A 20,126-nucleotide genomic window follows, 5' to 3' on the forward strand; every position below is an offset into this window, starting at 1 on the left:
CTTTATAAATATATTATAACATATTTCTCTAATCCTTTATTGATTTAAAGGAATCATAAAATATAGAAAATAATTTTTCAAAATATTTTGCAAAGTAATCAATGTTATTCTATAATATACAATAAATCTAATATAATATATTTTTTTATAATTTTCGGAAAAAGGAAGCGACTTTGTTATGAATTATTCATTTGCACCCCAAACAAAAAATTATGAATCTTCTGCCGTAAGGGATATCTTAAAGGTTACCCAGCAAGGGCATGTGATTTCCTTTGCGGGAGGGCTGCCTGCAGAAGATATTTTTCCAATTGAGCAGGTGCAGATTGCATATGAAAAAGTATTTGCATCAGGAAAATCCTCCTTACAATACGGACTAACTGAAGGGTTTACTCCACTTCGGGAAGCAGTTCAGGCCAAAATGGATAAGCGAGGAATTCCTTCCCATCCCGATAACATTTTGCTGACCACAGGGTCACAACAGGTCATCGACTTGTTTTCACGGATTATGCTTGCTCCAGGGGATATTGTCCTTACCGAAGATCCCACCTATTTAGCGGCTCTGCAGGTCTTTAGATCATACGGGGCAAATGTGGTGGCAGTTAGCAGTGATGACGAAGGGATGTTACCGGAAGATTTAAAAGTAAAAATCAATCACTACCAGCCTAAATTTGTCTACATAATTCCAACCTTCTCGAATCCGGATGGTAAGGTGTGGAGCCAGGAGCGTCGTCAACAGCTATTCGACCTTTGCTATGAAAATCAAGTTCTGATTCTTGAAGATGATCCATATGGAGACATTCAATTCCATCAAGATGTAGTCTATCAACCGTTGGCATCTTTAGATACAGAAAAAAAGATTGTTTTATATACAAGTACTTTTTCGAAGTCTGTTGTTCCCGCGTTAAGAACTGGCTGGGTAACTGGACCTGCCGAAGTCATCAAGCTGTTGGTTCAAGCGAAGCAAATGAATGATTTGCATTCCAGTTCGCTCGACCAACAAGCACTCTATTATTTATTGCGTGATTTTAATCTTGACTCTCATATTGCTTTAATTAGAAGTGTGTATTATGAGCGGATGAAATTGATGAAGGAATATTTTGATAAAGTCGGTTCCGGATTGTTCACTTTGAAAGAGCCAAAAGGCGGTATGTTTATGTGGGTGGAAGGTCCGGGTGAGATAAATACAACTCAACTCTTGGGCGAAGCTGTTAAAAAGGGCGTTGCGTTTGTTCCGGGGGCACCATTTTATGTGAACGAGCCTAAGCATAACACCTTCCGGGTGAACTTCAGCCATTCGACACCTGAAAACATCAAGCTTGGAATGGACCGGTTGGTAGATGTGTTAACGTCGGTTCCTGTTGCCACAAAAATTTTTTAGTCAAAAATAACATTGAAAGAGCGCTGTGTTTACGCAGTGCTCTTTTTGAACTTCAAAATCCTTTTGTAGTTTTTTGTTGGAAAATGAGGACAGGTTTTCATTGGATACAAGATTTAAAATGGTAAAATAATGATAGTTTTAATAAATATTTTGTGGAGAAATGCCATCTTTTACAAAACATAAAAAATACAGGGAGAATTTTTTTACCTTTTGTCCAATGACAGCCTAATTTGATGCTATATAATATAAATTAGGCAGTTGTGTACTGTTCCCAAACCGATTGAGGTCGTTTCGGGAAAAATTAAAAAAATTTATTGAATGAGGTGATGCGATGATTGGATTTGAAAAATAACCAACTTTTAAAACGCTTACATTTATTTAGAAGTCAATACAGATTAATTTTCACATTTTGTGTCATCGGTTTTCGGAATATTCCTATTATACTTTAAATTAGTGAATCTGCCAAATGAAGAATGTTCATAAATATTCTCTAGCGAATGCACAGCATTGGTTTTGCTTTAAAGTTCTTTGAAAAACCAAACAAGGGGGAATTTTATTGAAAACGCAAATTGAGCAAAATGGTATTGTCATTTTGACAAATGAAGCGGCAGACAGTTTAAGCAGCAGTGAGTTGTGGAATGATGATCTCAGGCCGACCACCATGAAGGAACATTCTTGGAAAGGTCTGAACTTTGCAACGCTATGGATTGGAATGTGTTTATGTATTCCGGCTTATACAATGGCCAGTGGATTGATTTCGTTAGGAATGAACTGGTGGCAGGCGATTGCAACCATCTTTATTGGTAACGTAATTGTCCTTATTCCGATTTTATTAAATTCACATGCCGGAACAAAATTTGGGATTCCATACCCTGTATTTGCACGACTCTGGTTTGGTTCAAAAGGCGCCCATATCCCTGCCATGGCGAGAGCCGTTGTTGCAGCAGGCTGGTTCGGGATTAACACTTGGATCGGAACCGGTGCGATTGACACACTTTTATCCGCTTCTTTCTCTTTTTGGAACTTCCCGGGCCATACTGCCATCGTATTTGCTTTATTCTGGATTTTAAACGTAGCGGTTGCATATAAAGGTCCGCAAGCCATGAAGTATTTAAGTTTAATTGCTACACCTGTAGTAGGGATTTCTGCTATTATTCTCCTCATCTGGGCATTCACTAATTCCGGTGGTTGGGGGCCAATTTTATCAACTCCATCCAAATTTCAAACCACTAGTGAATTTTTAAAAGTGTTTTTCCCCGCAGTTACCGGGGTAATTGCTTTCTGGGCTACACTGGCCTTAAATATTCCTGATTTTTGCCGTTATGCGAAAAATCAAAAATCGCAAATGGTCGCACAAAGTTTCTCACTTCCACTTACCATGACGATTTTCTCTTTTATTGGTATAGCTGTAACCTCTGCAACTGTGGTCATTTTCGGGCAGGCTCTCTGGGATCCTGTTGCACTGCTAGCAAAATTCCCGCCTTATGTCATTTTTCTAGGTACTTTAGTCATTGTTATTTCCTCTTTAACAATTAATGTTGGGGCTAACGTTGTCGCTCCTGCACGTGCAATAGAGAATTTAAATCCAAGACGAATTACATTTGGTATTGGTGCTCTCGTTACTGGTTTATTTGCCATATTAATCCAGCCGTGGTATATCATGGAGAACTTCGGTAATTATATTTTTGGCTGGCTTGGAACGTATGGCGCCTTACTTGGTCCAATCGACGGCATTGCCATTGCAGATTATTGGCTGGTTCGTAAAAGGCAAATGGCTCTACATGAGTTATATGATGTTAACGGTCGTTACAGTTATACAGGTGGTTTTAATAAAAATGGTGTTTATGCTCTTATCATCGGGGTTGCGATTCCGGTTCTCGGTTTGATCATTCCAGGACTCCGCTTCTTGTGGGATAACGCGTGGACGTTTGGACTGTTTATCGCCATCATTGCTTACACCTATTTAATGAAAGGAGATAAGAGTGTACTCCAAAAAGGGGAGTATGAAAAAATTACAAACTTTAAAGCTCCAACAGGGATCGCTGATTCAGTAGATGGCAGTAATCCGAATGTGGATTTATATTAAGTAGAATGTAGTTGCCCCGAGAAATCAGGGCAACTTTTTTTTACATATTTGTGGACTTAATGAGATTATCGTTAAATTTTTCATTTTGGATATGGAAGCGCTACTACTATGTATTATAAAATAAATAAAATGGGCAAAGAAAAGGCAGCTCCAATTTAGGACAGTAATTGAAACTTCGTTAGAGGGAGTTGAATGGGATGTGGCCTTTTAAACGTAAGAAAAAGTCTGAAGTTAACATAGAAAGTCCTGATTTTATTACCAGACAAGAAATAAGAGAGGAAAAACAAATTGAAAAAATCGCAAATAAATTAAAAGTGGTTCTTGAAAACACGAAAGGTGAAGTTGTTTATGTAGTGGTACTGATCGATCCACTGGTGATTCTTTCGGACCATTAGTGGGAAAAATGTTAAAGGATAAAGAGATTCCCTTCCCCGTATATGGTACATTAGAAGAACCGGTTCATACGTTAAATATAGAGAGGATTCTGAAAAATTTATCGGACGCATAGGGAACCGTTTATTATTGCTATTGATGCTTGTTTAGGGGAAGAAACTCAAATAGGGTTAATTGTTTTGAAAAAAGGGGCTATTTTTCCCAGAAAAGCCTTTAATAAAGCTTTACCGAGTGTAGGGAACTATCACTTGAAGGCATATGTTAATTATTTAGACCCAAATAATCCAATAGAGTCATTGAACACGACAAGATTAAATACGGTAATGAAGCTTTCCGAAATTGTAACAAGGATTATAACCCTTCCGATCGAAGAATATCAGATTACGAGGAACTAAGGCATAATTTTACTCAATTGTAAACTGAAAAAATGATTATTTCCCCGTGGTAAAATCAACCAAACCAATTGATGTTTTTCATGAAGGTACGTTATAATTGGTTTAATGTATACAAAGAGTGGAGGGAGGAGAGCCAGTGAGTTCTAATTGGGCGGCAGAAGATTTAATTTCATTAAGGGAGAGGGTCTATTTACATATTAAAGATCTCATTCTAGAAGGAGAATTTAAAACAGGCGATCGGCTAGTGGAAAGGGAGCTGGCAGAAAGATTAAATATAAGTAGAACTCCAATTCGTGAGGCTTTATTTCGCTTGGAATCACAAGGATTTGTCAAAACGGTTCCAAGAAAAGGGGTCATAGTAGCTGACATATCCGAAAAAGAAATTATTGAAGTGTTCACGATTCTTTCATCACTTGAGGTATTGGCAGCCAAATTAGCTGTGCAAAAGCTGGATGATGAAACAAAAAGTGACATTGCTGCATATATTCAAAAGGTGGAAGGATGCTTGGATAATGAAGATGGATTCTCTGAATTACACAGTGAATATAATCATCTTTTATATAGAGCAGCCAAAAATTCCAAGCTTAATGAAATACTGAGTGGATTATCTGATTATATTCGCGCCTTCGCCAAAATTGGATATAAAAATCCGGGAAGAGCGGTAAAATCAATGGAAGAACATGTAAAAATTATGGAAGCCATTATGAATCAAGAGAGTGAAATGGCTGAATATTTGACAAAAATCCATATGGAAAACTCAAAAAAGGCGTATATTGAAGCAGTTAAGCAAAATAAAGAGAAAATTAAAGAGTAGCAGGTTGTCCAAAAAGTCCAGAACAAAAAAATGTTAGATTTCCAGCAGAAATCGAAAGAAAAGAATTTCCGTTATTATTTTTTAGATCTCCTTGGTATACAATCCACAAACATTCACGGATACTCCACATAATAGTAAAGCAGCGTATCAAAAAAAATGTTCGCTTTGTGATAACATGGCGATTGCAAAGGTCTTTTTTGCACACAAACCATTCCGTCTTAATAAAATTCAAAAGGAACTAGTAAAATGATCCGTAAATAAACGAAACTCAGGCGCAGAATGCGCCTTTTTATTTTGTCTTTTTTTAAAATGCTCTGTAAACTTGGCTGTTGATTTCCGCTCCAATCAACAGAGTTATATTATCATTATCTTCCTAACACACAGCATAAAAAAACACTTGAGTCTTTTTGTTTATCCCTTTTAAAAATAAATAGCCATTTTATTTTTATCAGATTGAATATTCCTTACAATCTCTTAATAAAGTATTACAGATTATTAATGTTTGTTTCACATCCGCTTTTACTTTGTTTCAGTATTATTTACTGTTTAAAACAAATCTTAAAAGGCACCAACAAACATGGAGGGGGATTAATTATGGGTAATAGGTCACTGTTTAATATGGCTGCGGTTGGAATACTCTCAGTTTCACTGATTGCTGGATGTTCCAGTTCTTCATCATCAGGCACACAAAAAAATGATAGTAGTAAAAATCTATCGATTGAAGAAATTACGAAAAAGGCTCAAAAAGAGGGTGAGGTCAATTCAGTCGGGATGCCGGATGCATGGGCAAACTGGAAACAAACCTGGGATGATTTAAAATCAAAATACAATATTAAACATACTGATACGGATATGTCGAGTGCAGAGGAACTCGCAAAATTTGAATCGGAGAAGGAAAATGCTACAGCCGATATTGGCGATGTAGGGATTAACTTTGGTCCGCTGGCAAAAGAAAAGGGGCTAACTCTCCCATACAAAACCTCTTATTGGAATGATGTCCCTGATTGGGCGAAGGATAAAGAAGGAAATTGGATGGTTGGTTATACCGGAACCATCGCCTTTATTACAGACAAAACAAATGTAAAAAACCCTCCTAAATCATGGAAGGATTTAGCGGAGGGAAATTATAAGGTAACCGTTGGTGATGTGTTAAAAGCAAGCCAAGCCCAATTTTCCGTATTAGCTGCAGCTTTTGCTAATGGCGGAGACGAAAAAAATATTCAGCCCGGTGTAGACTTTTTCAAAGATTTAGCGAAAAAAGGCCGCTTGGTTACAACAGATCCTAAATTAACCTCTTTAGAAAAAGGGGAAGTCGACGTAGCTTTAGTGTGGGATTTTAATGGCCTTGGCTATCGTGACCAAATTGATCCGAAACGTTTTGATGTTGTCATTCCTAAAGAAACCTCTGTCATGTCTGGTTATGCATCAGTTATCAATAAATATGCAAAACATCCCAACGCTGCTAAACTTGCGAGAGAATATATTTTCTCCGATGCCGGTCAGGCAAACTTAGCGCGCGGATATGCACGGCCAATCCGTCAAAATGTAAAACTTCCGGATGATGCCAAAGCGAAGCTCTTGCCTGATGAAATGTACAAAAATGTAAGACCGGTTGAAGATATGAAGGCATGGGAACAAACGGTTCAACAACTATTAGATTTATGGCAAAGTCAGGTGTTAGTAAATGTCAAATAAGCTTATTTTTATCATGCTGGACGGATTGCGTTACGATACTGCATGCAGCCAGATGGGATACATGCATCATTTGATTGAAAAAGGAAAGACCGCTCGATTTAAGGTGATATCCGAGCTGCCAAGTCTATCGCGTCCTCTTTATGAGGTATTGCTTACGGGGACACCTGCCTATAAAAATGGAATTACTACCAATCAAACAGTCAAGCTGTCGCATGAAGAAAGTTTGTTTCATTTAACGAAGAAAAATGGCTTAAAAAATGCGACCGCTTCTTATTATTGGGTAAGTGAACTGTATAATTCAGCTCCATTTAATCCAAGCACCGACAGGATTCAATTAGATGGTCAGAAACCAATTGAAAAAGGGATTTTTTACTGGGAGGATCATTATCCTGATTCACATTTATTTGCTGATGCCAATTACCTGCTGCAAACCTATGGCCCGGATTTTTTCTATGTCCATTCGATGAATATTGATGATGATGGCCATAAATATACCGCCGCTTCTGCGGAGTACCGGAACCGTGCGATTGCCGTCGATATAATTTTGGCAAGTGTGCTGCCAAAATGGTTAGAGGCAGGCTACCAGATTATTGTTACGGCAGATCATGGGATGAATGATGATGGGCAGCACGGGGGTACTACTTCAGCTGACCGGGATGTTCCTTTGTTTATTATGAGTGAGCGGGTAAAAGCAGGAATCTATGATGAGGTAATTCCACAACTTCAGATTGCGCCTTTAGCATGTGAGCTATTATCGATTCAACCGTCTTCGGCGATGCAAAAACTATCCATACCGGTTTTAAAAGGGGCGCCTTCTTTGTAAGAAGGCGTTTGTTTGTAAAAAACAGTTTTAGAAAGGAGTTTTTCGATTGAGACGTCCTAATGGCATGCTGATTGCCAGCATCATTCCCTTTTTTCTCATCATTCTTCTGTTCCTGTTTGTTCCATTATTTTTTATGATATACAGCAGCTTTCAAGGGAATGGGGGAACAGGGTTTACCTTTGATCAGTATAAAGAAATCTTCAAAAATGTTTATTATCATCAAGCCTTTAAAAATAGTATATTAATCTCACTTTTTTCAAGTCTAATCGCAATTGTTTTAGCAGTATTTGCGACCTATTCTATTACTCTTTTTCCTAAAAAAGTCCAAGAACGTATTTTGGTTTTTGCAAACATGACCGCGAATTTTGCTGGGATACCACTCGCATTCGCTTTTATTGTTTTGCTGGGAAACAGCGGATTATTTACCTTGTTATTCAAACATTTTGGCTGGGACATGCTTAGCCACTTTAATTTATATTCCTGGTCGGGAATGGTCCTTATTTATGTATATTTCCAGCTGCCGCTGGCGGTTATGCTGCTTTATCCCATCTATCAGGGTATTCAGGCACAGTGGAAGGAGGCTGCTTTTCTGCTCGGAGCCTCGCCTGCGCAATTTTGGCTAAAAATTGGTGCGCCGATCATCAGCCCAAGTATCGCTGGTACCTTTAGCATTCTCTTTGCAAATGCGATGGGCGCTTATGCTTCGGCGTATGCCCTTGCTGGTAGTACGTATAATCTTGTTACCATCAGGATTGGTGCCTTAACAACAGGGGATATTTTTGCAAAACCAGAACTGGGAAGCGCTGTTGCTTGTATATTAGGCATCACATTGGTCATTGCCTTGCTGATTAATGAATGGTTGACCCGGAAGATACGGAGGGATTTATCATGAAAAAACCATTCTATCATTATTTTACTATTGCCATTGTTCTCCTGTACTTACTGGTCCCGTTAGTGGGAACGTTTCTTTATTCGTTTGCGACTTCCTGGCACAAAACGATTCTTCCTGAAGGGCTAACTTTTAAATGGTATCTAGATTTATTTGGAGATACTCGCTTTCTCGATTCATTGGGCCGTTCTCTCTTTATGTCTTTAGGGACAACGGTAATAACGCTCGTCATAATGGTTCCAGCGATTTTTTCGATTGTTCTTTATGCACCTAAATTAGAAAAACTAATCCAATCATTGATTATAATGACCTATGCAATGCCGGGGATTATTTTAGCAGTCGGATTAATCCGTGCTTATTCGAATAGCGGCATCTCGATGGTGATTGTGACAATGGGTGCCTATTTTGTCGGAATTCTTCCCTACATGTACCAAGGGACGAGGAACGCTTTACGTAATATTCAAGCAGATTCCTTAATGGAGGCAGCAGAAATACTAGGGGCAAGCCGCTTAACTGCTTTTCTAAAGGTGATCGTACCGAACATTATGTCGGGAATTCTTGTTTCCGCTTTACTATCCTTCTCCATTCTGTTCGGAGAATTCGTCCTCGTAAATTTATTAGTGGGTGGCAGCTTTGAAACCGTTCAAGTCTATTTATATCAAAAATTAAACCAAAGCGGGCATATCGCAAGTGCCATTGTCGTTTGCTACTTTGTGTTAATCAGCATCCTTTCAGCGATTATGGTAAAAGCGACTCGTACGAAAAAGGAGACCGTCTAAAATGAGTTATGTAACAATCGAGAAATTAAAAAAATCGTTTCATCAAGAAACGGTTTTGCATTCAATCAACCTATCGATTAATGAAGGAGATTTTGTTACCTTTCTAGGACCAAGTGGCTGCGGGAAAAGTACACTTTTACGTTCGATTGCCGGACTATTAACGCCTGAAGAAGGTTTGATATACATTGATTGCAAGAATGTGACAAATGTAAAGCCGAAAGACCGGCAAGTGGGGATGGTTTTTCAATCATATGCCTTGTTTCCTAACATGACGGTCCAAGAAAATATTGAATTTGGTTTAAAAATGAAAAAACTTGACCGGGAAACCATTAAAAGAAAGGTTGCACGGATTGTTGAATTAGTTGAACTGGGCGGAAAAGAAGCTTCTTATCCACGTGAACTTTCTGGAGGACAGCAGCAGCGGGTAGCACTGGCACGTTCGCTTGTGACAGAACCAAAAGTTTTATTATTGGATGAGCCGCTTAGTGCACTGGATGCCCAAATTCGGAAAAATTTGCAAAAACAACTGAGGGACATTCAGCAGGAACTAAATATGACAACCGTTCTCGTCACCCATGATCAGGAAGAAGCGATGGCGGTAAGTGACTATATTTATATTTTAAATAAAGGAGTCATTGCCCAAGGTGGCACCCCTCAAGAAATTTATTCTCGTCCAGCAAATGAATTTGTTGCCAGATTCATCGGGAACTATAATGTTTTGACAAGTGAGGAACTTTCAACTGTATTGGGTAACGTGCATGTTTTTTCCAATACATTATACGCAATTCGACCGGAAGCTTTTAGTGTAGATTCCATTCCAGAAGGGTATGAAGTAACGGGAGAAATCCAAACCATTATTATGCTTGGGAATATTACCCGGTGTGAGCTTGTGTCCAATGGGGTAACCATTACGGCGGATCATTTACACCAGAATGAAGGAGTTATACACAGAAATCAACTGAGGAAACTATACCTTAATCCTAAGGATGTGATTCCTTTATCATGAGCGTAGTGTTAAATGAACGACAACAATACATTTTAGAACAGCTGGACCGTGATAAAAAGGTGCTTGTCGCTACGCTTGCAGGAGAGTTGGGAGTTGCTCCTGAAACGATTCGGCGTGATTTGGATACATTGGAAAAAGAGAAGAAATTAAAGCGGGTGCACGGCGGGGCAATTAAATATCATCAAAACAACCAGGAACCACATTTTGTAAAAAAAATGAAGGTGAAAACCAAGGCGAAAGAGGCAATTGGAAGAAAAGCAGCCGAGTTCATTGAAGATGGGGACACAGTTATGATTGATGTCGGTACAACAACGATTCATCTTGCCAAAGCGATTTCTGGTGTTAAAGACGTGACGATTGTGACGAATTCTTTGGCAGCAGCTGAAGAATTAAACACACGGCTTGAAAACCAGGAATTTGATGGGAAAATTATTGTCCTTGGCGGCGTCACGAATCCAACCCAAAAATCAATTGTCGGAGCGTTGACTTGTAATATGTTAAAAGGATTCCGATTTGACAAGTTATTTTTATCCTGCGGCGGATTTACTGTAGAGGATGTAAGTGATTATGATTTTGAAGAATGTTTAGTTTCTACCACGATGATTGAGCGGGCCAATCAAGTGTTTCTTCTAGCCGATGCTACAAAAATGGCTCATGAATCCTTTTATCAAATTTGTTCTTTGTCTAGGGTAGACAGGATTATTTGTGATGAAGAAATACCCGCTACATGGAAACAAAACGGATTGGATAAAATGCTGAAATGGCTGCGAGTAGAAGGTGGGGAAGAAGATGAAGGTTGATTACCATTTACATTTAGAAGAGGGACCTTATTCATTACGATGGCTTGACCGAACAAACCAAGCATTGGATTATTTCTTCCCGATGAATGAGAGGGTTCACACGATTGGGTGGTTGAAAAAAAGCATGGCCCGCTTAACTGAACGTGTCCAAAAGGGTGCATATGATTCATCTTGGATTGATTTATATTTAAAGGAAGCGAAACGCAAAGGATTGCAAGAAGTGGGGATTGTCGATCATCTGTATCGTTTTAAAGAATCAAGGTCATATTTTGAAAAGTTCTTGGATTTAAGGAAAACAGACCTTGGAATGTTGCAGCGGAAATGGCTGGACCAAGTGATGACAGAATCAATGGGAGAGTATGTTCAAGCAATCTCGGAAGCGAAAAAACGCTGGGAGGCGGAGGGGATAACTCTTCGTCTGGGTATTGAGGCGGATTATTTTCCTGGTGGAGAGGAATTGCTGCAAGAACTCCTCGGGTCCTTTGAATGGGACTATGTGATTGGTTCCGTGCATTATATGTATGGCTGGGGATTTGATAATCCGGAAACACAGCAGAGATTTTCAGAGTTTGACCTAGAAACCTTGTATGAGGATTTTTTCAATGTGGTTGATAAGGCTATTCGCAGCAAGCTTGCCCATTTGGATAATTTAAAAGTATTTAACTATCGACCGGATGAAAGTCTTCTGCTCGGACATTACGAGAAGATTGCAAAAGCAATGGTGGAAACGGATACGGCAACAGAAATAAATGCCGGGCTATTCTATCGCTATCCAGTTAAAGAAATGTGTCCTAGTCTAACGTTTCTAGATGTATTAATCAAAAATGGAGTTCGCTTTACCACCTCATCGGATTCTCATTTTCCCGACGATATCGGCGCCTATATCGATGTAAATACAGAAACACTGCTGGACAAAGGCGTTACAGAAATTGCCACCTTTGTAAAAGGGAATAGAATTATGAAACCACTAGACTAATATAAGCAAAGTGCCTGTCACCATGTGAAAAATTAACATAGGTGACAGGCACTTTGCTCAACTCTTCAAGATTAGATCATCCAGTTCAAGATTTTGTTTAGAAAACGGGAACAATTATGAATTGATAAATTTTTCTGAAAAATATATTGAAATCGATTTCAAAATGGGCTAAAGTGGAGTTGTATCGATTTATTGAAATCGATTTCAACGCTCAATCCAACTTAAATAAAGGGGGGAGAAGGGGGGATTTGTTTGGCAACAATTGCCGATGTAGCAAAAAAAGCCGGGCTTTCACGTGCAACTGTTTCAAGGGTGCTCAACAACCATCCCAATGTCACGGATGATAAAAAGAGATTAGTACGTGAGGCAATGGCGGCATTAAATTATGTCCCAAACACAACTGCTCAACGGCTGCGGAATCAAAAAACAGATACCATTGCCATTTTAGTTCCGGTCCTGACGAATCCGTTTTTTGCGTATCTACTGGAAGCAATGGATATGGTAGCAACTCAGAACCATCTTCAGTTACTCATTTGCCAAACGAGATATAGCAAACAGAAGGAACTGGATTTTCTCGAGTTATTACGAACAAAGCAAGTGGATGGATTAATTTTAACCGCGTATGAAAATGAATGGAAAAAGATTGAGCCTTATTTAAACTATGGTCCAATGCTATTTTGCAATGAATATGAACGAACAGCGAATGTGCCAATAGTCCGAATGGATAATGTTGAAGCAGGGTACATAGGGACAAGGCATTTGATTGAACAAGGCCACGAACGAATTGCCTGTACAAACGGAGATAAAAGTTACCTGGGAAAGGACCGTCAGGCAGGTTATCGAAAGGCTCTTGAAGAATGTGGACTTCCGATTCGGAAGGAATGGGTGTTCTCAAATGTTTTAACATTAGATGATGGAAAAAGAATATTAAGAACGATTATGAATATGAAAGATCGTCCAACTGCTATTTTTACCGGAAGTGACCAGGTAGCAGCCGGAATGATTATGGCGGCAAAGGCCCTAGGTAAAAAGGTGCCGGAAGATATCGCTATTATTGGCTTTGATGACCAACCGATTGCACGCGTTGTGGAACCGGCATTAACAACCATTCGCCAGCCAATTGAAGAAATGGGGAAGACGGCAGTGGATGTTATGATTGATATGATTGCCCATAAAAATCAAGAAAACGACTTAGAAATTTTATTACCTTTTGATTTAGTAATCAGAGATTCAACCATGTCAAAATTGAAATCGATTTCAAAATAGGGGGAAAAACATGAAAAAGTCGAAAAAAGCCAAACTTTTAGCTGTATTTGCTACATTATCGCTGGCACTAGCTGCCTGTAGTTCTGATTCAGCATCTACTACGAAGGAAAAGCCTTCCAGTGATAAAAATAAGCCTGCAACCGAGCAAAAAGTGAATCTAGTGTATGCACGCGGTAAGGATGTAACTCAGGGAACTGTAAAAATGGTGGAAGCATTTGAAAAAAACCATCCGAACATTCATGTTGATTTCCGTGAAATGCCTTCTGATACAGGCCAGCAGCATGATGCTTATGTAACAGCTTTTAATGCGAAATCTTCCGATATTGATGTCATTGATATGGACGTTATTTGGCCTGCTGAATTTGCCCAGGCAGGCTATGTGCTCCCGCTTGACCGCTTTATCCAGCAAGATGGAATTGATCTAAGCGAATATAACCAGGGTGCACTAGGTGCCGCGCAGTTTAACGGCAAGCAGTGGGCGCTACCAAAATTTGTTGATGCCGGTCTATTATACTATCGAAAAGACCTAGTAAAACCAAATGAAGTACCAAAAACATGGGATGATTTATTGAAGCAAGCGAAGGCTAAAAAAGGCCAAGGCAACACGAAATTTGGATACGTGTTTCAATCCAAACAATACGAAGGGCTTGTTTGTAACGCTGTAGAATTTGTAGGATCATATGGCGGAGCATTTATTGATAAAGACGGTAAGGTTGCTATAAATAGTCCTCAAGCCATTAAAGGCCTTAAAAAAATGGTAGAAATCGCAAAGTCTAATGTGGTACCTGGAAATGTTACGACGTTTACAGAAATTGAATCCGACCAAGCCTTTATTGAAGGTCAAACAGTCTTCCTCCGTAACTGGCCATATGAGTATGCAAGTGCGAACGATCAAACAAAATCTAAAATTGTTGGTAAGGTAGGGGTAGCACCGCTTCCTGCGGGCGACAAAGGTTCCGCTGCAGCATTAGGCGGCTGGATGGCCGGGATCAATAAGTATTCCAAGCATCCAAAAGAAGCATGGGAATTCTTGAAATTTATGGCTGGAGCGGAAGGGCAAAAAATTGATGCCATATACGGTGGTCATGCTCCTACCATCACCAAACTTTATCAAGATCCGGAAATCCTTAAAGCCAACCCTACGTTTGCAGAAAAAGGTTTTGTTGACGGTTTAAGTGCGGCAATTTCCCGCCCAGTTGCACCAAACTATCCTGAAATCTCGGAGATTATCCAAGTTAATGTTTCAAAAGCAATTGCCGGAGAGCAAACCGTTGAACAGGCAGTGCAAAAAATGGAAAAAGAAATGAAGGAAAAGCTAGGGCAATAAGGTTTATTGAAATAGGATTAGCCTTCAATCTGAAGGCTAACCTATTTCTTTAAAAATCCAAAGGAGGGATAAGCCCTGAGAATTGAACCTGAATCCCAAAAAACTCGAGGCTAAAATCTGTTGCGGCTGCAAAGAAACGAAAAGGCTTATTTACAGAAAAAACAGCGGGTTATTATCTCATTGCTCCTGCTATGATTTTGATTTTCCTGATTGCCATCTGGCCTGTCATCCAATCCTTTTACTTCAGTCTGTTTGATTTAAAATTAAACAATCCGGCTAAATCAGAGGTTCATTTAAGTTACCAGGTTGATCTTGAGCGATACCTAAATAATTATCCTTTCTTTATCGGGGAACTGACTAATGAAATTACGAAAGGAAATGCCCCTGATAAACTAACTGCCATTAAAGAAAAACTGCAAAAACTAGATCAAAAACTCCAAAACGATTCTAACCTCAAAAAACAATACAAAGCTGTAAATGATAAACTAATGAACTTCGAGCAGGTCCCTGATGATCTTAGCCTTGCTAAAATTGATAAAAATACTGCTGAGGAATTAAAGAAAACAGCTCAAACCATCAGCAGTGAGTTACTCCAATTCTCAAAATCTGTTAAATTCGCCCAAGAAAAGAAACTGCTTGGTTTAGCCTCTGGGTATGGAGATGCCATTATTGAACCGAATTTTATTGGGTTAAAACATTATAAAGATGATTTAACAAGTTCACGAATGTGGAAGGCAATCGGGAATACGACCACTTTTACAATCATTTCCGTTTTTGTGGAATTGGTCTTTGGACTGGCTATTGCCCTATTAATCAATAAAGCATTTTTGGGAAGAGGGCTTATTCGGGCAAGTATTTTGATCCCGTGGGCGATACCAACCGCTGTATCCGCACTGATGTGGAAGTTTTTATATGATGGTCAAAATGGTATTGTAGCCAAGATTTTTGAAACATTAGGGTTAGTAGACAAGATGGAAAAACTGCTTGTAACCGATACAGGGGCGATGTTTTCCGTAATCTTTTCGGATGTCTGGAAAACAACTCCATATATGGCATTGTTGTTATTGGCTGGTTTACAGACGATTCCGTCATCTCTCTATGAAGCAGCATCGATTGATGGGGCCGGTAAATGGAAGCAGTTTTTTAAGATTACCTTACCGCTTTTAAAATCTAGCATTCTAGTTGCGCTTCTGTTTAGAACGCTCGATGCATTTCGGGTTTTTGATTTAGTGTGGGTTCTAACCGGCGGCGGACCAGCGAACTCTACTGAAACGATTTCGATTCTCGCTTACAAAGTCATGTTTTCTCAGACGAATTTTGGTCATGGTTCAGCCCTTTCTGTCATTGTATTTATCTGTGTAGCGATCATCTCAATGATTTATATCAAGTTTTTGGGCAGGGATCTGCTAAATGACCGATAAGGGAGAGCTTTTTGAATACCATTATTTCGAGGAGGAAGATTAACATGCAGAAAAAAGCGAGTCCATTCTTTTATGTGTTTCTCATTGGGTTTGTATTTGTTGTCATGTTTCCGTTTTTATGGATGCTCATTAGCTCTGTAAAACCGCCTTCAGAGTTATTTGGAGACAAAGCATTTACTCCCTATACGACACATCCAACCTTGGAGAATTACATATCTGTTTTTGCCAAGCATCCATTTTTACATTATTTATGGAATAGTACCGTTGTAGCAACCATTACAACAGTTTATACCATTATTGTGGCATCGTTTGCCGCGTATGCGATTGCCCGACTTCAGTTTAAAGGAAAAACAGTAATTCTTGGGATCGTTTTATCTGTATCGATGTTTCCGCAAATTGCTACGATTTCACCAATTTATATTTTCTTAAAAAACGTTGGTCTAACAAACTCATACTTAGGGTTAATTATTCCTTATACGACCTTTACACTTCCACTTTCTATCTGGATTCTGGTCACTTTTTTTAGAAAGATTCCATTAGATTTGGAAGAGGCGGCAAAAATTGATGGTGCAACGCTTATGCAAACATTTTGGAAGGTCATCATGCCGCTTGCCATACCGGGAATTTTTACCACCGCTATCCTTGTTTTTATCGCAGCATGGAATGAGTTTTTATTTGCGCTAACCATCAATACGGATGAAAAATATAAAACCGTGCCAATAGGGATAGCGATGTTCCAAGGCCAGTTTACGATTCCATGGGGCGAGATTGCCGCTGCAACAGTAATTGTTACGATCCCGCTTGTGATTATGGTTCTTGTCTTCCAAAGGAGAATTGTTTCCGGGCTAACGTCTGGATCTGTTAAGGAATAGTAGATTAGGAGATGAACGAAATGGTGAATGTAACAGTTTGGAATGAAAATCGCCATGAACAAAAAAATCCGAATGTCAAAGAAATTTATCCTGCAGGAATTCACGGTGCCATTGCCGGATTCTTAAAGGCTGCCGGATTTGATGCGAAAACAGCAACATTAGATGAGCCAGTACATGGACTAACGGATGAGGTTCTGAAGAGTACAGATGTTCTCGTTTGGTGGGGGCATCTTGCTCATCATGAAGTAGCGGATGAAATTGTTGAAAAAGTATATCAGCGGGTTTTGGACGGCATGGGCTTAATCGTTCTTCATTCCGGCCATTTTTCAAAGATTTTTAAAAAATTAATGGGAACTTCCTGCGATTTAAAATGGCGGGAAGCTGATGATAAAGAACGGATCTGGGTAGTTGACCCCAGTCATCCGATTGTGGATGGTCTTGGAGAAACCATTGAACTTGAAAAAGAAGAAATGTATGGGGAGCATTTCGATATTCCGGTTCCGGATCAATTAGTATTGGTCAGTTGGTTTGAAGGAGGAGAAGTGTTCCGGAGCGGCTGTACGTATCACCGTGGTAAAGGACGGATTTTCTATTTCCGTCCCGGCCATGAAACCTATCCAACTTATCATCATCCCGATATTCAAAAAGTCATCGTCAATGCAGTGAATTGGGCAAAGCCGGTGAAAAGAAACAGACCGGTGTATGGAAATGCAAAACCATTGGAAGTCATTTCTGTGAAATAACGAAAGGGAGTGGAAATAAAGATGGGTGAATTAAAAATTGCTGTAATTGGCTGTGGAAGTATTGCAAGGCACCGTCATCTGCCTGAATATACCGCAAATCCTAAAGTGAAAATTGTCGCAGTTTGTGACGTTGTCAAGGAAAGAGCAGAAGAGCTTGGCCGTAAATATGGAACGAAAGTTTTTACAAAATATGATGAATTACTTTTAGACTCTGAAATTGATGCCGTATCCGTTTGTACCCCCAATTACTTGCATGCTCCAATTTCCATCGCTGCATTAAAAGCTGGCAAACATGTTCTTTGTGAAAAGCCAATGGTAACATCACAAGAAGAGGCGTTAGCGATGGTTGAAGCGGCAAAATTTCACGGAAAAAAATTAATGATTGCCCATAATCAGCGTTTTGTTTCTTCACATATGAAGGCAAGAATGTTGATTGAAAGTGGAGAAATTGGAAAAATTTATAGTTTTAGAACGGCATTTGGCCACCCTGGTCCAGAAAAATGGAGTGCTGATGGTGCAAGGAGTTGGTTTTTCCAAAAAGACCAGGCCTTTATTGGCGCGATGGGTGACCTGGGTGTCCATAAAACTGATCTAATCCGCTATCTACTTGGTGAAGAAATTGTGGAGGTTGCCGCTTTTGTTGAAACCAGTGCAAAAACCAATAGTGATGTAGATGACAACGCAGTATGTATTCTTAAAACGGAATCTGGAATCGTAGGTACTTTAGCGGCAAGCTGGTCTTATGTGTCGAAGGAGGATAATTCTACCATCATATATGGAGAAAATGCGATTCTCCGACTTGAGGAGGACCCTAATTTCTCGTTAATCGTTCATTATAAAAATGGTGAAACCGTAAAATATGAACTTGGGAAAATTCAATCCAACGAAGAAGGAGGACAGCAAAGCTCGCATGTAATCGAGAATTTTGTTGAATGTATTTTAAATAGTTCGGAACCTCCGATTACAGGGGAAGAAGGAATGAAATCTCTAAATGTTATTTTAGCAGCACTTGAATCAAATGAAACGAAACTAATTGTGAAGTTGGACACAAAGACAGCATTTAATTAGAGAAATTTGTAAAGCTGGAATGGGAGTGGCATGAAATTTAATAAAAAGGGTGAGGGAAATGCAGCTTGGTGTATTTACGGTATTATTTGCTGGAAAGAAGTTTGAAGAAATGCTCGATTTTGTACAAAGCTCTGGTCTTACTGCCGTAGAAATTGGAACTGGGAACTATCCCGGAAATGCGCATTGTGATCTTGATGGGTTGCTTGAGAGTAAGGTGAAACGTGAGGAATATCAAAAAGAGTTGGATAAAAGAGGATTGACCATCAGCGCATTTAGCTGCCACGGTAATCCGCTTTCACCTGTTAAGGAATTTGCAAAAACTTCACATGAAACATATGTAAAGACCGTTCAACTAGCAGAATTGATGGGTGTTCCTGTTGTAAACTGTTTTTCTGGGACTGCAGGCGACCATGAAGAAGCCAAATATCCAAACTGGCCTGTTGTCCCATGGCCGAATGAATATGGTGATGTATTAAAGTGGCAATGGGAAGAAAAGCTTATCCCGTATTGGAAAGAATGGGGGCAATATGCAGAGGATCGAAAGGTGAAAATTGGTCTTGAGCTTCACGGCGGTTTCCTTGTTCATACTCCATATACACTTTTAAAGCTACGGGAAGAAACCTGTCAAGCAATTGGAGCCAACCTTGATCCAAGTCATTTATGGTGGCAGGGAATTGATCCGGCTGCCGCTATCAAAATCCTTGGCAAAGAAAATGCGATTCATCATTTTCATGCAAAAGATACGTATATTGATCAAGAAAATGTCAATATGTATGGCCTTACAGATATGCAGCCTTATGGAAGTGTCCAGACAAGAGGTTGGTCCTTCCGTTCGGTTGGATGCGGACACAGTCTGCAGGATTGGTCCGATATGATGAGTGCTTTACGTACTTTCGGCTACGATTATGTTGTCAGCATCGAGCATGAGGATCCTTTAATGTCGATTGAAGAAGGATTCAGGAGGGCAGTTCGTAATTTGAAAGCTGTTTTAATTGAAGAAAAACCTTCATCCATGTGGTGGGTGTAATCATTCTTAATATTTTGGGCTCGCTAATTATTAAAGGCGGGCCTTTTAATTTTATGGAGTATATAGAATTGTCGGCAAGAGCCAGGTAATACGGGAATTTTTCACATGGTGCTTGGCATGTTTGCTCAATTCTTCACAATATTTCGCCTGTTTTTAAGGTCGAGCTAAGGGATTGTAACTATTAGATTATTAATAGAGGTGATAAAGTATGATAAAACAAAAAGAAAAAAGGGAAAACAAATAAAATGTATTGCAATTAGTTGTTTTTCGTTTTATATTTAGATTAAATATTAAGAATATTTAAATATCTGTTGATAGAAAGAGGGGATGAAGGATGTTCCAGCTTATAAAAATTCGTCAATTTGACT

The 20,126-nt window shown here is 39.3% G+C and carries 18 protein-coding genes and 1 pseudogene; all 19 read left to right on the forward strand.

What is annotated here, in order from left to right; translation table 11 throughout:
* Positions 1 to 178 precede the first annotated feature (178 nt).
* The 19 genes and pseudogenes from BIV60_RS15450 (at position 179) to BIV60_RS15535 (ending at position 19,758) form a co-directional block, all read left to right on the forward strand.
* Positions 179 to 1,378: an aminotransferase-like domain-containing protein gene (locus tag BIV60_RS15450; RefSeq protein ID WP_071356620.1), complete on the forward strand. Its 1,200-nt coding sequence runs from the start codon at positions 179 to 181 to the stop codon at positions 1,376 to 1,378.
* Positions 1,379 to 1,934: 556 nt separating this feature from the next.
* Complete coding sequence (locus BIV60_RS15455; RefSeq protein WP_071356621.1) at positions 1,935 to 3,464, forward strand: NCS1 family nucleobase:cation symporter-1; 1,530 nt, start codon at positions 1,935 to 1,937, stop codon at positions 3,462 to 3,464.
* Positions 3,465 to 3,661: 197 nt separating this feature from the next.
* Positions 3,662 to 3,859 (forward strand): hypothetical protein, encoded by a 198-nt coding sequence (locus tag BIV60_RS30490; RefSeq protein ID WP_256218433.1) that lies wholly within the window; start codon positions 3,662 to 3,664, stop codon positions 3,857 to 3,859.
* A gap of 8 nt (positions 3,860 to 3,867) precedes the next feature.
* A pseudogene (gene yyaC, locus BIV60_RS15460) lies at positions 3,868 to 4,252 on the forward strand (spore protease YyaC).
* A gap of 136 nt (positions 4,253 to 4,388) precedes the next feature.
* On the forward strand, positions 4,389 to 5,066 hold the full coding sequence (locus BIV60_RS15465) for a GntR family transcriptional regulator (protein WP_071356622.1): 678 nt from the start codon (positions 4,389 to 4,391) through the stop codon (positions 5,064 to 5,066).
* Positions 5,067 to 5,660: 594 nt separating this feature from the next.
* Complete coding sequence (locus tag BIV60_RS15470; protein ID WP_071356623.1) at positions 5,661 to 6,761, forward strand: ABC transporter substrate-binding protein; 1,101 nt, start codon at positions 5,661 to 5,663, stop codon at positions 6,759 to 6,761.
* Positions 6,751 to 7,584: an alkaline phosphatase family protein gene (locus tag BIV60_RS15475; protein ID WP_071356624.1), complete on the forward strand. Its 834-nt coding sequence runs from the start codon at positions 6,751 to 6,753 to the stop codon at positions 7,582 to 7,584. The genes BIV60_RS15470 and BIV60_RS15475 overlap by 11 nt, the downstream gene beginning before the upstream one ends.
* A gap of 64 nt (positions 7,585 to 7,648) precedes the next feature.
* A complete protein-coding gene (locus BIV60_RS15480; RefSeq protein ID WP_141770471.1) occupies positions 7,649 to 8,476 on the forward strand; it encodes an ABC transporter permease in 828 nt (275 codons plus the stop codon).
* Complete coding sequence (locus tag BIV60_RS15485) at positions 8,473 to 9,252, forward strand: ABC transporter permease (protein ID WP_071356626.1); 780 nt, start codon at positions 8,473 to 8,475, stop codon at positions 9,250 to 9,252. Before BIV60_RS15480 ends, BIV60_RS15485 begins: the two co-directional genes overlap by 4 nt.
* Position 9,253: 1 nt before the next feature.
* On the forward strand, positions 9,254 to 10,258 hold the full coding sequence (locus tag BIV60_RS15490) for an ABC transporter ATP-binding protein (RefSeq protein ID WP_071356627.1): 1,005 nt from the start codon (positions 9,254 to 9,256) through the stop codon (positions 10,256 to 10,258).
* Positions 10,255 to 11,058 carry a DeoR/GlpR family DNA-binding transcription regulator gene (locus BIV60_RS15495; protein WP_071356628.1) on the forward strand — a complete coding sequence of 268 codons (804 nt, stop codon included), beginning with the start codon at positions 10,255 to 10,257 and terminating at the stop codon, positions 11,056 to 11,058. The genes BIV60_RS15490 and BIV60_RS15495 overlap by 4 nt, the downstream gene beginning before the upstream one ends.
* Positions 11,048 to 12,034: a histidinol phosphate phosphatase domain-containing protein gene (locus tag BIV60_RS15500; RefSeq protein WP_071356629.1), complete on the forward strand. Its 987-nt coding sequence runs from the start codon at positions 11,048 to 11,050 to the stop codon at positions 12,032 to 12,034. Before BIV60_RS15495 ends, BIV60_RS15500 begins: the two co-directional genes overlap by 11 nt.
* Before the next feature lie 252 nt (positions 12,035 to 12,286).
* Positions 12,287 to 13,300, forward strand: a complete 1,014-nt coding sequence (locus BIV60_RS15505) for a LacI family DNA-binding transcriptional regulator (protein ID WP_071356630.1) — start codon at positions 12,287 to 12,289, stop codon at positions 13,298 to 13,300.
* A 10-nt stretch (positions 13,301 to 13,310) separates the two neighbouring features.
* On the forward strand, positions 13,311 to 14,627 hold the full coding sequence (locus BIV60_RS15510) for an ABC transporter substrate-binding protein (RefSeq protein WP_071356631.1): 1,317 nt from the start codon (positions 13,311 to 13,313) through the stop codon (positions 14,625 to 14,627).
* Positions 14,628 to 14,818: 191 nt separating this feature from the next.
* Positions 14,819 to 16,048: a carbohydrate ABC transporter permease gene (locus BIV60_RS15515; RefSeq protein ID WP_071356632.1), complete on the forward strand. Its 1,230-nt coding sequence runs from the start codon at positions 14,819 to 14,821 to the stop codon at positions 16,046 to 16,048.
* A gap of 44 nt (positions 16,049 to 16,092) precedes the next feature.
* Positions 16,093 to 16,920: a carbohydrate ABC transporter permease gene (locus BIV60_RS15520; protein ID WP_071356633.1), complete on the forward strand. Its 828-nt coding sequence runs from the start codon at positions 16,093 to 16,095 to the stop codon at positions 16,918 to 16,920.
* Between the two features lie 20 nt (positions 16,921 to 16,940).
* Positions 16,941 to 17,663, forward strand: coding sequence for a ThuA domain-containing protein (locus BIV60_RS15525; protein WP_071356634.1), 723 nt, complete (start codon positions 16,941 to 16,943; stop codon positions 17,661 to 17,663).
* Between the two features lie 21 nt (positions 17,664 to 17,684).
* Positions 17,685 to 18,731, forward strand: a complete 1,047-nt coding sequence (locus tag BIV60_RS15530; RefSeq protein ID WP_071356635.1) for a Gfo/Idh/MocA family protein — start codon at positions 17,685 to 17,687, stop codon at positions 18,729 to 18,731.
* A 58-nt stretch (positions 18,732 to 18,789) separates the two neighbouring features.
* Complete coding sequence (locus BIV60_RS15535; protein ID WP_071356636.1) at positions 18,790 to 19,758, forward strand: sugar phosphate isomerase/epimerase family protein; 969 nt, start codon at positions 18,790 to 18,792, stop codon at positions 19,756 to 19,758.
* Positions 19,759 to 20,126: the final 368 nt, after the last annotated feature.

The sequence above is a fragment of the Bacillus sp. MUM 116 genome, assembly GCF_001866655.1.
GTDB lineage: Bacteria > Bacillota > Bacilli > Bacillales > Cytobacillaceae > Neobacillus.